At 57.1% G+C, this 13933-nt stretch carries 14 protein-coding genes; 7 read left to right on the top strand and 7 right to left on the bottom strand.

What is annotated here, in order from left to right:
• Window positions 1–158: 158 nt before the first annotated feature.
• The 3 genes from rpsT to mutM all read right to left on the bottom strand — a co-directional run bounded on the left by rpsT (window position 159) and on the right by mutM (window position 2343).
• Complete coding sequence (gene rpsT / locus AC2FGB_RS12605) at window positions 159–422, bottom strand: 30S ribosomal protein S20 (RefSeq protein WP_142638226.1); 264 nt, start codon at window positions 420–422, stop codon at window positions 159–161.
• A 227-nt stretch (window positions 423–649) separates the two neighbouring features.
• The gene (gene acuK, locus AC2FGB_RS12600) at window positions 650–1426 is read right to left on the bottom strand and encodes an acryloyl-CoA hydratase (protein ID WP_496689845.1); all 777 of its coding nucleotides are present in this window, start codon (window positions 1424–1426) and stop codon (window positions 650–652) included.
• 65 nt (window positions 1427–1491) lie between these two features.
• A complete protein-coding gene (gene mutM / locus AC2FGB_RS12595; RefSeq protein WP_496694102.1) occupies window positions 1492–2343 on the bottom strand; it encodes a bifunctional DNA-formamidopyrimidine glycosylase/DNA-(apurinic or apyrimidinic site) lyase in 852 nt (283 codons plus the stop codon).
• Between the two features lie 86 nt (window positions 2344–2429).
• Between mutM and ubiE the strand changes: the two genes are divergently transcribed.
• Window positions 2430–3182: a bifunctional demethylmenaquinone methyltransferase/2-methoxy-6-polyprenyl-1,4-benzoquinol methylase UbiE gene (ubiE, locus tag AC2FGB_RS12590; RefSeq protein WP_142638232.1), complete on the top strand. Its 753-nt coding sequence runs from the start codon at window positions 2430–2432 to the stop codon at window positions 3180–3182.
• Window positions 3182–4711, top strand: coding sequence for a 2-polyprenylphenol 6-hydroxylase (gene ubiB, locus AC2FGB_RS12585; RefSeq protein ID WP_282022492.1), 1530 nt, complete (start codon window positions 3182–3184; stop codon window positions 4709–4711). The genes ubiE and ubiB overlap by 1 nt, the downstream gene beginning before the upstream one ends.
• A gap of 97 nt (window positions 4712–4808) precedes the next feature.
• On the opposite strand, the gene AC2FGB_RS12580 is transcribed toward ubiB, so the two are convergent.
• Window positions 4809–5984, bottom strand: a complete 1176-nt coding sequence (locus AC2FGB_RS12580) for an acetyl-CoA C-acyltransferase family protein (RefSeq protein WP_281973592.1) — start codon at window positions 5982–5984, stop codon at window positions 4809–4811.
• A 118-nt stretch (window positions 5985–6102) separates the two neighbouring features.
• Between AC2FGB_RS12580 and AC2FGB_RS12575 the strand changes: the two genes are divergently transcribed.
• The 5 genes from AC2FGB_RS12575 to AC2FGB_RS12555 all read left to right on the top strand — a co-directional run bounded on the left by AC2FGB_RS12575 (window position 6103) and on the right by AC2FGB_RS12555 (window position 10780).
• Window positions 6103–6666 carry a helix-turn-helix domain-containing protein gene (locus tag AC2FGB_RS12575; RefSeq protein ID WP_271950762.1) on the top strand — a complete coding sequence of 188 codons (564 nt, stop codon included), beginning with the start codon at window positions 6103–6105 and terminating at the stop codon, window positions 6664–6666.
• A 110-nt stretch (window positions 6667–6776) separates the two neighbouring features.
• Window positions 6777–7961: a glycine C-acetyltransferase gene (locus tag AC2FGB_RS12570; protein ID WP_281973591.1), complete on the top strand. Its 1185-nt coding sequence runs from the start codon at window positions 6777–6779 to the stop codon at window positions 7959–7961.
• Between the two features lie 14 nt (window positions 7962–7975).
• Entirely contained in the window at window positions 7976–9004 is a 1029-nt protein-coding gene (tdh, locus tag AC2FGB_RS12565; RefSeq protein ID WP_496678619.1) for an L-threonine 3-dehydrogenase, read from the top strand.
• Window positions 9005–9067: 63 nt separating this feature from the next.
• A complete protein-coding gene (locus AC2FGB_RS12560; protein ID WP_142638241.1) occupies window positions 9068–9949 on the top strand; it encodes a tryptophan 2,3-dioxygenase in 882 nt (293 codons plus the stop codon).
• Window positions 9950–9952: 3 nt separating this feature from the next.
• Window positions 9953–10780: an alpha/beta hydrolase gene (locus AC2FGB_RS12555; protein ID WP_496689851.1), complete on the top strand. Its 828-nt coding sequence runs from the start codon at window positions 9953–9955 to the stop codon at window positions 10778–10780.
• Between the two features lie 299 nt (window positions 10781–11079).
• Here AC2FGB_RS12555 and AC2FGB_RS12550 read toward each other — a convergent pair whose 3' ends face one another.
• From AC2FGB_RS12550 to AC2FGB_RS12540, 3 genes are read right to left on the bottom strand one after another with little or no spacing between them, the layout of a single operon-like run.
• Window positions 11080–11859, bottom strand: a complete 780-nt coding sequence (locus AC2FGB_RS12550; RefSeq protein ID WP_142638245.1) for an IclR family transcriptional regulator — start codon at window positions 11857–11859, stop codon at window positions 11080–11082.
• A gap of 11 nt (window positions 11860–11870) precedes the next feature.
• Window positions 11871–13229, bottom strand: coding sequence for a TRAP transporter large permease (locus AC2FGB_RS12545; protein WP_142638247.1), 1359 nt, complete (start codon window positions 13227–13229; stop codon window positions 11871–11873).
• Entirely contained in the window at window positions 13229–13894 is a 666-nt protein-coding gene (locus AC2FGB_RS12540; RefSeq protein ID WP_496694101.1) for a TRAP transporter small permease, read from the bottom strand. Before AC2FGB_RS12540 ends, AC2FGB_RS12545 begins: the two co-directional genes overlap by 1 nt.
• Between the last annotated feature and the right edge of the window lie 39 nt (window positions 13895–13933).

Here is a 13933-nt window from a genome sequence, read left to right as displayed (position 1 = left end):
GGCAACGAAACTCTGATATTGACTCGGGTCTTTGTGCGAAAGAATCTCTCGGCAACGTGAAGACGCGGTATTCTGGCAACAGCAAAAGGGCGCCGCGATATGCGACGCCCTTCGGAATAGTTCAGCCATGCTTACGTGACCCTAGGTCACATAAAGACTCAGCCCAGCGCTTTGACGCGGGCCGACAGACGGGACATTTTGCGGGAGGCTGTGTTCTTGTGGAAGACGCCTTTGGTGACGCCGCGCATCAGTTCGGGCTGAGCTGCGCGCAGAGCGGCAGTTGCTGCGTCCTTGTCACCGGATGCGATTGCTTCTTCTACTTTGCGCAGATAGGTGCGGATACGCGAACGACGCGCTTTGTTAACGGCGAAACGCTTTTCGTTCTGACGAGCGCGTTTTTTTGCCTGGGGCGAATTTGCCATGTGTCTCTGACCTTTGTTCGGTACGGTTATGTAGAATGCGCGCCGCGGATATCCGCACCGGATCAGAATCACGAGTGTGAGTCGGGCCAAGCGGGCCGCACGCGCATGTATAGCGGCGGTGCATAGACAAGTTTTGAGGCTTTGCCAAGCCGATTCTGTACTGCTGAACCGCGGGCAAGAAAAAGGCGGGCTCAGCCCGCCTGTTCGATACATATTTCGTGGCCGGTTTACTTGTCCCGGAACTGAGCCGAGCGTTTTTCCAGAAAGGCTGCCATGCCTTCTTTCTGGTCCTCGGTGGCGAACATCGAATGGAACACCCGGCGCTCGAACAACATACCTTCGCTCAACGGCACTTCATAGCTGCGGTTGACCGCCTCTTTTGCCGCCATGGTCGACAGTTGCGATTTCTCGGCAATTTTCTGGGCCACGCCAATGGCTTCTTCGATCAACTTCTTGGCCGGTACAATCCGGCTGACAAGACCAGAACGTTCAGCCTCTTCCGCGTCCATGAAGCGGCCGGTCAGATTCATGTCCATCGATTTTGACTTGCCGACGAACCGGGTCAGACGTTGGCTGCCGCCCAGCCCTGCAATAACGCCCAGATTGATTTCAGGCTGGCCAAACTTGGCAGTATCGGCGGCAATGATGAAATCGCACAGCATCGCCAATTCACAGCCACCGCCCAGCGCATAACCCGCAACTGCTGCAATGATAGGTTTGCGGATGGCCGAGATACGATCGTTGGCCTCGGCAAACAGGTTGACAGTGAAGACGTCAACAAAGCTCATCTCGGACATTTCTTTGATGTCCGCACCTGCGGCAAAGGCCTTGTCCGAGCCTGTGATGACGACGCAGCGTACCTTGTCGTTTCCATCCGCCTCTTCCAACGCGGTGCACAATTCACCCAGCAACTGAGTGTTCAGCGCATTCATCGCATCGGGGCGGTCGAGTTTGATGAGGGCGACGTGGTCTTCGATTTCGACGATGATCGTCTCAAAAGCCATGAGTTAAAGCTTCCGGTTGTTCCGTTCAGGTACGATTCCTTACCACGCGAAAAACTTGGATCAAGCTATCTTTGGCATTGCACACAATAGAAGGATGAGCGACCGGACTGGGTGATTCTCTTGATTTCTGCCCCGCAACCCCCTGTCCGGCAGGGCGCACCCTCGCGCCCGTAGACATCAAAGCTGTGCTGAAAATATCCAAGTTCTCCATCGGCTTGCCGGAAATCCCGCAGCGACGATCCACCTGCCTCGATCGCTTCCTGCAGCACTTGACGGATGATAGTAACCAACCCGGCAACGCGGGTAGAAGAAATCTGTCCCGCTTTGCGACGTGGCGACACTCGACCCCGATACAGCGCTTCGCAGACGTAGATATTGCCCAGTCCTGCAACGATTCCCTGATCCAACAGCGCTGATTTGACCGGTGTGTTCTTGCCTTTGAACGCTTCGATCAGATGCTGTTCATGAAAATCATTGCCCAAAGGCTCCGGTCCCAGGACCGATAACAGCTTATGATGCTCGGCGGTTGCCGTAGGTAGCAGGTCCATCGCACCAAACCGACGTGGGTCATTGAAGGTGATCCGAGCACCATTGGCCATGTGAAACACCACATGGTCATGTTTCTCGGGCATGGGATGGGTATGCGCAAATTGGCCCAGTGGATCACCCGAGACCGTCATTCGCCCGGACATGCCCAGATGAATCAGTAACGTTTCGCCACTGCTAAGATCAGCTAGAATGTACTTGGACCGCCGCCGCAACCGATCGACCCGCTGGCCGGTCAACCGTTCGGCCATCCGGTCAGGAAACGGCCAGCGCAAATCGGGGCGATTTACATCCGCCTGTTCGATCACGATACCTTCCATCGCCGGGGACAGGCCGCGTCTTACTGTCTCGACCTCGGGCAATTCGGGCATTTCCTGGCTCCTATTCCAAAGGGCCGCATTGTGCCCGGTTCTTATCGCCCTATAACAGAGGCGAAATTCGACAAACGGCAAGGCAAATGTCCGACAACAGCGACAAGACCACTCATTTCGGGTTCGAAACCGTGCGCGAGGCCGACAAGGCCGGGCGCGTGCAGGGCGTGTTCAACTCGGTCGCCTCAAAATACGATGTGATGAACGATGTCATGTCGATGGGCATTCACCGGATCTGGAAAGACGCAATGATGGACTGGTTGGCCCCGCGCCCAGGTCAGCGCCTGCTGGATGTGGCGGGCGGTACCGGCGATATCTCGTTCCGGTTCCTGAAACGCGCAGGCCGTGGCCATGCCACCGTTTTGGACCTGACCGAGCCGATGCTGATCGAAGGCCGACAGCGGGCCGAGGCGGATCAGATGTCGGACAGTCTGAATTGGGTGGTGGGCGATGCGATGGCCCTGCCGTTCGAGGATAACACCTTTGACGTCTACACGATCTCCTTCGGCATCCGAAACGTGACCCGTCCGCAAGAGGCATTGAACGAGGCCTACCGCGTATTGAAACCCGGTGGCCGCTTGATGGTTTTGGAGTTCAGTCAGTTGCCCAATGACGGGCTGCAGAAACTCTATGACCTCTACAGTTTCAATGTCATCCCGCGCATGGGGAAGCTGATCGCCAATGATTATGACAGCTATCAGTATCTGGTCGAATCGATCCGTAATTTCCCGGATCAGGATACTTTCCTGAACATGGTCCGCACCGCCGGGTTCGACAACGCGAAATACCGTAACCTGACCATGGGCATTGCCGCGCTGCATTCCGGCTGGAAAATCTGATGCGCGGCCCTCACAATATCATCCGCTTGATCCGGACCGGCGCGACGCTGGAACGGACAGGTGCCATGAATGTCGTTCTGGACGCGTTCGAAGCACCACGCGCCCTGCGCGTTCTGGCCCACACCCTGGGCAAACCCTTTCAATGGCTGGGTTACAAAGGCGATCCGTCGATGCCCCCAGCCACCCGTGCCCTCACCGCCCTGGGACCTGCCTATATCAAGTTCGGTCAGGTTCTGTCCACGCGGCCCGACGTGGTTGGAGACGAACTGGCCGAACAGCTACGCGTGCTGCAGGACAAACTGCCCCCGTTCTCCAAGGCCGAGGCCATGGCCGAGGTCGAGAAAGAGCTTGGTCAACCCGTCGTAGAGATATTCGATGAGTTCAGCGAACCGATTGCGGCCGCCTCAATCGCCCAGGTCCATAAGGCCAAGTTGGTCAGCACAGGCGAGGATGTCGCCGTCAAGGTTTTGCGGCCGGGGATCGAACGTGCCTTCCGCAAGGATGTTGATGCGTTCTATTTCGCTGCCCGAATCGTGCAACTCTTCGCCCCCGGCGCGCGCCGCCTGCGCCCGATGGAAGTGATCGAACATTTCGACGGCGTCGTGCGTGGCGAGCTGGACTTGCGTCTGGAAAGCTCGGCTGCCTCGGAATATGCCGCAAACACCAAGGACGATGCCGGATTCTGGTTGCCCCCCGTGGTCTGGTCCCTGTCGGCGCGTCGGGTAATGACACTCAGCTGGGCAGATGGCATCCCGCTGGGCGACAATGGCGCACTTGATGCAGCCGGTCATGACCGCCGCGATCTGGCCGAACGCGTGCTGCGCCTGTTCCTGCTGCATGCTCTGCGCGACGGCTATTTCCACGCTGACATGCACCAGGGTAACCTGAAGGTCGCGGCAAATAGCGATATCATTGCCTATGACTATGGCATCATGGGCCATATCGACGAATACACGCGCCGGGTCTATGCCGAGATTCTCTTTGGCTTTATCCGCCGCGACTACAAGCGCGTGGCCGAGGTGCATTTCGAGGCCGGATATGTCCCTGCCAATCAGGATGTCGATGAATTCGCCCGTGCTCTGCGCGCGGTTGGAGAGCCGATCTTTGGTATGAACGCCACCCATATCTCAATGGGACGGTTGCTCAGCTATCTGTTCGAAGTCACTGAACGCTTCGGCATGGAAACCCGTACCGAGCTGATCCTGCTTCAGCGTACAATGGTTGTGGTCGAAGGCGTCGCGCGCTCACTCGACCCGCAAATGAACATCTGGGAAGTCGCCCGGCCCGTGGTCGAAGACTACATCAAACAATCCATCGGCCCCCGCGCCGCACTTCGCGATCTTGGCAAAACAGCAATGGTTCTGGCCCGGTTTGGTCCGCGGCTTCCAGCACTGGTAGAAAACGCATTGATTTCCCAAACCCAAAAGGATGAGCCGACCCGGTCGCGCCTATGGTCCGTTGCCTTGCCCGCCACCATTGGTGCCGCTACCGGCGCGGCCCTCGTCCTATTGCTGACAAGCTTCAGCTAAACCCAATCCCGCCCGCTTCATCCGACCAAAAATACCTTCGGGGGAATTGCGCCACAGGCGCGATGGGGGCCAGACAGCCCCCCTGCTTGGTTCGGTTTCAGAGCAGCTCAAAGGCAATGGCAATGCCCTGACCGCCACCGATGCACATGGTGACCAAACCCTTGGACCCGCCCGTGCGCTCCAGCTCATATAGGGCTTTCAGCGTTATAATCGCACCGGTTGCTCCCACCGGATGGCCCAGCGCAATCGCCCCGCCATTCGGGTTTACCTTGGCGGCATCCAAGCCCAGCTCTTTGTTCACGGCCAACGCTTGCGCGGCAAAGGCTTCGTTGCTTTCGATCACATCGAAATCACCCAGCGTCAGGCCCGTCCGCGCCATCAGGTTTTGCACCGCAGGAACCGGACCAATGCCCATCACCTCGGGGCGTACGCCTGCGTGGCCATAGCCCAGAATGCGTGCCTTGGGTTTCAAGCCGGCCTTTTCGGCCGCCTCCGCCGTGGCCAGTACCATCGCCGCCGCACCATCGTTGATGCCCGACGCGTTGCCCGCCGTCACCCGGCCATCCTTGCGGAAGGCAGGACGCAGCCCGGCCAGCGCCTCGGCGGATGTCTGTTTGGGATGTTCGTCGACCATGAAATCGACCATGTCGCGCTTGACCTTGACCTGAACCGGCGTGATCTGGCTTTGGAAATACCCCGCCTCCAGCGCAGCCGCCGCACGGGTTTGGCTGGCCATCGCGAATTCATCCATCTGCTCACGGGTGATCTGGTGCTCATCAGCAACGTTTTCGGCCGTAATGCCCATATGGCCAGTGCCAAACGGGCAGTTCAACGCGCCCAGCATCATATCCATCGAGGTGACATCGCCCATCTTCGCTCCCCAGCGCGCCTGTGGCACGATATACGGACTCCGCGACATGCTTTCGGCGCCACCAGCTACAGCGAATTCGGCGTCGCCCAGCATCAGGGACTGTACCGCCGACACAATCGCCTGCGCACCGGACCCGCACAGACGGTTTACGTTCATCGCGGGCGTTTCAACGGGGATACCGGCCTGCTTGGCCGCGGCGCGTGACAGGTACATGTCGCGTGGTTCGGTATTAATGACATGACCGAACACCACATTGCCGATTTGCTCGGGCGCAACTCCAGATCGCTCCATCGCCGCTTCAGTCACAACGGTCGCCAGATCAATCGGCGCAGTTGAAGCCAAGGCGCCACCAAATGTGCCAATCGCGGTGCGCGCACCATCAAGAATGACGATATCTTTCATGTCTCTTCTCCTCGTGGATTTGCGGGCACTATGCATCCAGCCATTGGAACTGTCCCATAGGACGTACCGTCACAAGCGGAATTGACATGAGGCCACCAAACGCGCATGAGATTCCGTCATGACGGAAAATTCAGACGATATCCTGACGCGCCTGCCCGCCCGCCTGAAAGAGGCCCGCCGCGCCAAAGGCCTGTCGCTGGAAGCTGTGGCCAATCTCAGCGGCGTGTCCCGATCCATGGTCAGCCAGATCGAACGCGGTGAAAGCAGCCCGACGATCTCGACCCTGTGGAACCTGACCCGCGCCCTGCAGGTGGACTTCGCTGGCCTGCTGGAAGAGGCCAATAACGCCGATCAGATCGAAACCCTGCGCAGCGACGAAGTGCCCAGCATCGACAATATGGGCCAGAATTGCCGCATCCGCATCCTCTCCCCGCCCGAAGAGGCCGGTGGCCACGAGGTCTACGATATCCGCTTTGACAGTGATGGCGCGCTGAACAGCCAACCACACGCCCGCGGCGCGCATGAACAGTTGACGGTACTTGAAGGTGCGGTGCGCGTCACCTCGGGCAGTGCCGTCAGCGAACTGAACCAGGGCGACACCGCGCGATACGCGGCCGACGTTCTGCACTCAATTACTGCCAAGAAGCCAGCAAGGGTGTTCCTGATCGTCAAAAACGCCTGACACCGGCGCATTTCCGCCTTTACGGAAATTTTTCCTTCATACTGTAATTCCCCTATTTGGGAATTTCATCCGTTATGTTAGACATGCGACTCAGTTGAACGGAGATCGCCATGTCAGATGCATTCCTGTCCCATGTCACCGACACCCTCGTGCAGATCGAAGCGGAGGGTCTGTACAAGCGTGAACGAATGATCACCTCGCCCCAGGGCGGCGAGATTACTGTGGGCGACAGGCAGGTCATCAATCTGTGCGCCAACAATTATCTGGGTCTGGCCGATCATCCGGCACTGATCGCCGCCGCCAAAGACGCGATGGAACCCAAAGGGTTCGGCATGGCCTCGGTCCGGTTTATTTGTGGCACACAGGACATTCACCGTGAGCTGGAACAGAAGCTGGCACAATTCCTGAATAAGGACGATGCGATCCTGTTTGCAGCCTGTTTTGATGCCAATGGAGGGCTGTTTGAGCCTTTGTTAGGGCCTGAAGATGCCATAATCTCGGACGGTCTGAACCATGCCTCAATCATCGACGGGGTACGGTTGTGCAAGGCCAAACGTTATCGTTATCTGAACAACGACATGAACGATCTGGAGGCCTGGCTGAAGCAGGCACGCGAGGACGGCGCGCGTCACATCATGATCGCGACAGACGGTGTGTTTTCGATGGATGGCTATCTGGCTAACTTGCCGAAAATCCGCGAACTGGCGGACAAATATGACGCCATTGTCATGGTCGATGACTGCCATGCCACCGGATTCATGGGTCCGAACGGGGCCGGTACACCGGATCATTTCGGTGTCGCTGTGGATATTCTGACGGGAACCTTGGGCAAGGCACTTGGGGGGGCAATCGGCGGTTATATCGCCGGGCCGCAGCCGGTGATCGACCTGCTGCGGCAGCGGGCGCGGCCCTATCTGTTCTCAAATTCGCTGCCGCCTTCAATCGTTGCTGCCGGGATCGAAGCCATCCGTCTGGTCGAAGAGGGCGACATGCTGCGCGCGCAACTGTTCAGCAACGCCAAATATTGGCGCGCGGGGTTGGAAAAGTTGGGTTTTGACCTTCTACCCGGCGAACACCCGATCATCCCGGTTATGCTGGGCGAAGCACAACTGGCGCAGGACGTGGCCGCAAAGCTGTTTGACGAAGGCGTTTATGTTTCGGGCTTTTTCTTCCCCGTCGTCCCGCGCGGTAAGGCACGGATCAGAACGCAGATGAATGCGGCGCTGACAAAGGATGAGCTGGACCGTGCGCTGGCCGCCTTTAGCAAGGTCGGCAAAGAGCTGGGGATCATCTGATGCGACCCAATACGATGAAAGCGCTGGAAAAATCCAAGCCCGAGGAGGGCTTGTGGATGGTGCAGGCCCCGGTCCCCGAAATCGACCCTGATGAAGTGCTGATCCGCATCAACAAGACCGGCATCTGCGGCACCGATATCCACATCTGGAACTGGGACGACTGGGCCGCCGCCACGGTGCCCACCCCGATGATCACCGGCCATGAATTTGCCGGTGAAATCGTTGAGATCGGGCGCAACGTGACCGGGCTTGAGATCGGCCAGCGCTGCTCCGGCGAGGGGCACCTGATCACAACCGACAGCCGCCAAAGCCGCGCTGGCAAGTTCCATCTGGATCCCGGCACGCGCGGAATCGGCGTCAACGAACAGGGTGCCTTTGCGCAATACCTGAAACTGCCTGCCTTCAACGTGGTGCCCCTGCCCGATGACATTCCCGACGAAATCGGAGCCATTCTCGACCCGTTGGGGAATGCTGTGCACACTGCACTCAGCTTTGATCTGCTGGGTGAGGATGTGCTGATCACCGGTGCAGGCCCCATCGGCATCATGGCCGCCGCCGTGGCCCGCCATGCAGGCGCGCGGCATGTGGTGATCACCGATATCAATCCGGACCGCTTGACGCTGGCTGCGCATGTTGTGCCAACATTGCGCCCTGTCGATGTGACCAAGGAAGATTTGCAGGACGTGATCGCCGAACTGGGCATGCAGCAAGGTTTTGACGTCGGGCTAGAGATGTCAGGTTCACAAATTGCACTGGACCAGATGGTCGAGGCACTGGTGATGGGCGGCAAGATCGCTCTGCTGGGCATCCCACCTGGAAAATCCCCCGTGGACTGGTCCCGCATCGTATTCAAGGCCATCACCATCAAAGGTGTCTATGGGCGCGAGATGTTCGAGACCTGGTATAAGATGATTGCCATGTTACAGAACGGTTTGGATGTCAGCCGAGTGATCACGCACCGTTTCAAGGTTGATGAATTTGCCAAGGGCTTTGGCGAGATGAAATCAGGTCGATCCGGCAAGGTTGTTCTGGATTGGACCTAACCCTCTGGCGTTAAACGGCTTCACCCCCTAAACAGGAGGGAACTCAGGTGTTTGGAGGAGCAGATGAGCGACAAGGACAACCGGTATCTTGAACGCGGGATCGAGGACACTCTGGTCACGGATTTCGCCGAAACCCACCGCAAGAGCTATGGCGACTTCCTGCAGCTCAAAACCCTACTGAATCTGCAAAAGACGTTTCAGGATCCCGCGCAACCAGATGAGATGCTGTTCATCATCATCCATCAGGTCAGCGAGCTGTGGCTGAAGCTGATGCATCACCAGCTGGTCGAAGTGCGCCGCTTTCTGCAAGAGGACGAATTTGGCCCGGCAATGAAGAATCTCGACCGGGTCAAAGCAATCCAGCGGCAGTTGATTTCCGCGTGGGAAACGCTTCTGACCATGACCCCCGCCGATTACATGACCTTTCGGCAAGCACTTGGCAGCTCCTCGGGATTTCAAAGCTATGGCTATCGTCAGATTGAATTCATTCTGGGCAACAAGGATGCCTCGACCCTGAAGGTTCACCAGCATGATCCCGAAGTCATGGAATTATTGGATGCCGCACTGACCAAGCCTTCGCTTTACGACGAAGTGCTGCACATGCTGGCCCGGCAAGGGTTTGACGTGCCTGATGACCTGCTGAACCGTGACTTTGCACAACCCTATTCCGGCGACCCGCGCGTGGTGAAAATCTGGGCTCAGGTGTTTCACAATACCGATCAGTATTGGGACCTCTATGCGCTGGCCGAAAAGCTGATGGACGTTGAATCCCTGTTCCAGCGCTGGCGGTTTGACCATGTCACCGCGGTCGAGCGAGTTATTGGCAACCAGCCAGGTACAGGCGGGTCTAGCGGTGTGTCGTTCCTGCGCAAAGCGCTGGACTTGCGATTCTTTCACGATCTCTACGATGTGCGCACCGAATTGATGTATAGCGGGCAGGAGTAGGCGATGCTGTATCGTGGTTTCACTCAGACAGAGCTGGAGCAGGAGTATTCTCCCAGTTCGATGGTTGGCGGCGATCTGACACCCTATCTTGAAAGCTACGCCGCGCTGAGTGCGCAGAACCGCGCCCGGATGGAATGCCGGGAAAACCTGCCCTTCGGCGAAACATCTGAACAGGTGCTCGACTTCTTTCCTGCGTCGACGGCCAACGCTCCGCTGCATGTCTTTATTCACGGAGGTTACTGGCAGGCGCTCAGTCAGCGTGAGTCCGCGATGATGGCCCCTACACTGGTGGAAAACGGGCAAGCCTTTGCAACGCTGAACTATACGCTCGCACCTGAGGCCCGACTGGATCAGATGATCAAAGAGTGCCGCGATGCCCTGCTTTGGCTGGGATCACAGGCGACGGCCCTTGGGTTCGATCCGGCGCAGATCACCTTGTCGGGGCACAGCGCCGGGGCACATCTGGCGGCCATGATGATGGCGACTTCAGCCGATGCGCTAGCCCGCGCCGGCTTGCGGGTACGAGAGGTGATTCTGATCAGCGGCGTCTATGATCTTGAACCGATCAGCCTGACGCCGGTGAATGACCCGCTGCAACTGACCCCGGTCGAAATACACGATCTCTCACCCATTCTGCACCTGCCCGCCCCCGGTCCGCGTTACCATATAACCGTCGCCGAGCGTGACACACCCGAATTCATTCGTCAAAGCCGGGACTATGCGGAATTGCTGCGTAAGGGCGGGCATTCTGTCAGTTTTGATCTGCAGAAAGGGATGCAGCATTTCGACATCATCATGCACGCAAGCACGTTCCTGCCGGCTCCTCGGTAGTCATAGGTGTTGGGCGAAAGAATATTCTGACCTTTGCGTCATGCACTGAGCAAGTCGCCATATCCCTGCATTTGTGGCGGTACCGCAAGTGTCCGGTTTGAGCCCAGAGTGACAGATGCTGCGCTAGCTAGGAATGGCAGCGGTGCGCCAATGTCGACTCTGCAAAGTTGAACGAACGGAGTACACGGAACTTTTATCGCGCTCTCATCCATTCTGGTGCAGAATTCTCCAAACCGATCGATGATCGAATTCGCAGTTGGTGAAAAAAATCACGCTTTGACTGTCATCTGAAGCATTAGTCACTGGCTCAAAAGAGCCGAAAGCTGCTTTGCTCCCTTCTGAAGTATGCCCAGAAACGACATCAGACTGTTGACGTCATGACGTTGTGTCGGCGCGTGAACCGAAAGTGTGCCTACCAATCGGCCTTGTCCATCCTGAACGGGTACTGCTAGGGCAGTCATTCCGGTCATGAATTCCTCGTCATCGGTGGAATAACTATTCTCAGAGATACGTCGGATCTCCGATCGCAATGCCTTGGGGTCGGTCAGCGAGCGTTCGGTTTGTGGTTGTAGATGTCCTGCCGAAAGAAACCCATCCAGCTTTCTTTGCCGTAGTGTGGACAGGTACATCTTGCCGCTGGCCGTGCAATGGAAGGGCACCTGTGTCCCGACCGGCAGTTGAATTCGCAGGGGCCACTTCGTTTCCACCCGGTCGAGATAGATCATGCCCTCGCGGTCTGGAATGGCGAGATTACATGTCTCGCCAACAGTTTCAGCCACACTGCGCAAGATCGCCAGTCGCGCAGTGCGCAAATGCTCGGACGACATAGTGTTGACCGATAGCAGTCGCAGCCGGTGTCCCGGGCCATATGATCTGCCATCGAGATCCCGCTGCAGAAACCCTTCGGCTTCTGCGGTTTGCAGCAGACGGTGAATTGTTGGCTTGGCCAGACCTAATGCCTCAATCAGATCCGATGGTTTTACGGAAACGCCACGCCGCGCCACCTCCTCGAGGATCAGCAGGAGGCGGAGGTTGGTCGGTATTTGAGTTTCTTTTTCTTGTGTTTCCGTCTCGGCCATCCTGCAACAGTCTAGCTATTTGGAAGCAGTATCAAGGCCAGATCGGGCACAAGCGACACTAAAATCCAAACCGAAAGAAGCGCCACCAGATAGGGTACCGTATACCGAAGCAACCGGAAATAAGGTACTCCTGTTACTCCTGAAGCCACATAGAGGTTCAGCCCATAAGGTGGTGTGATGAATCCAATGGACGCCCCCACAAGGAAGATCACCGAGAAATGGATTGGATCAATCCCAACCGAGGCCGCGATTGGCGCAAGAATTGGGGCGAGAATTATGGTTACAGGTAGGCTTTCCAAAACCATTCCAGAAAAGAAAACGATCACCATCGATGTGAACAATACCGCGTAGTACCCGCCCATCGAGGTTACGAAATCTCCAATGGTTTGCTGCGCGCCAAGCAATGACAGGATCTGTTGCATCACCACTGATATCGCGATCAGAGGCGCGAGGATGCCGGTGATCTGGGCCGAGCGGATGACGATCGAGGGGATCTCGGGGATCGTAAAGCCTTCGACCACGAACATTTCGGCGTAACTCTTCTCGGTTGGCGATATGTCGTTTCTGGCCCCCATAATCCGGTTGATCGGATAGCTGACCAAACCAGCGATCACACAGAAGCCAACTGTCACGCCCGCGGCTTCTGTCGGGGAAAACTTGCCTGTGTAGATGCCCCACAGCACCAGCCCAATGGCGAAAAATCCAAGCCAGGCGCCAAATGCCGTTTTCAGTATCCGGTTGAGCTGCAAAGGGATCAGATGGCCCCACCCGTTCATGCGGCAAATGATCCAGCACGCGAATTGCATACCAAAGACCATGAGCGCGCCCGGAAGAATGCCCGCCACGAACAACTCGGAAATAGGAAGGTTCATCAAGAAGCCATAGACGATGAAGATAATGGAAGGCGGGATAATGATCCCTACAGTACCCCCTGCCGCAGCGGTCGCCGCGCTGAACCGTTCGTCATAGCCACCTTTGACCATCTCGGGGTGCAGCATCGAACCAATTGTGGCTGTCGTCGCCGAGTTTGATCCCGAAATCGCCGCGAATAACCCGCAGGCACCAAGCGATGCCATCGCCAACCCACCACGTATCCAGCCCAGACAGGCATAGGCGAAATCGCTGAGCCTTCGGGCAATACCAGACTTGTTGATCAGGTCTCCGGTCAGGATAAAGAGCGGCATCGCGAGCAGGGCAAAGCCTTTGTTGAACACGTTCAACAGTTCGGCCCCCATATTGTCCAGCGTCAAGCCTAGGACGAATGAGCAGCCGATCACCCAATAGCCGATGACCAAAAACACCGGCACGCCCAGCATGAACAGAAAGGTAACCCCAAGTGAGATCAGTGTAACCAAAGTTCCGTCTGTCATCAGTCTGCTCCGATCACGGCCTGCTTGATCAGCGGCTCACCTGTTTTCCAGTTTTGCAGATCGTCGGTGAGGTTCTGAAACACACGCCCGATCATCAAAAAGAACGAAAGAGGCGCGGCCAGCAAAAACCACCACTGCATGATATTGTCCGTGCCGAGAACGATCTGAAAATTTGACGCCGATAACGCAACCAGTCGCGTGGTCGTCACGATGACGATCACCGCAAAGATGAACCACAGCACCGCATCAAGGATCAAACAGGCCAACTGCCCGCCTCGGGGCATTGCGGTGCGGAACTCACTGAAACTCAGATGCGTCCGCAGGCGAACATTGTACGTGGCCCCGAACCACGCCATCACCATAAACAACAAGGGAGGGATAGTGGTGGACCACGGTTCTTGATCGTTGAACACGAATCGGTCGATCACGCCCCAGAAAATGATCAACGCAATGGCGAGGTAAGAATATACCATCACCGACCGCTCCAGATGGCGCTCGATAAACGGCACTGTCCGATAGATCAGCATGATCACGAATCCGCCCATGGCTGAAACAACCGCGCCCAACACCCATGCGGCGTCCGATTCCAGCGCTGATTGAATCTCGAACGAATCCTGGCTGAGAAAGGCACTGAAGATCGCGCCTGTGTCTGCCCAAAACGACATGTACCCCGTCCTCCCAGTCGGTGTGTATTAGAACCGGCC

The organism is Ruegeria sp. CDSC021 (assembly GCF_059610845.1).
The sequence above is the reverse complement of the archived record's forward strand: the minus strand, read 5'-3'. Positions and strand labels throughout refer to the sequence as shown.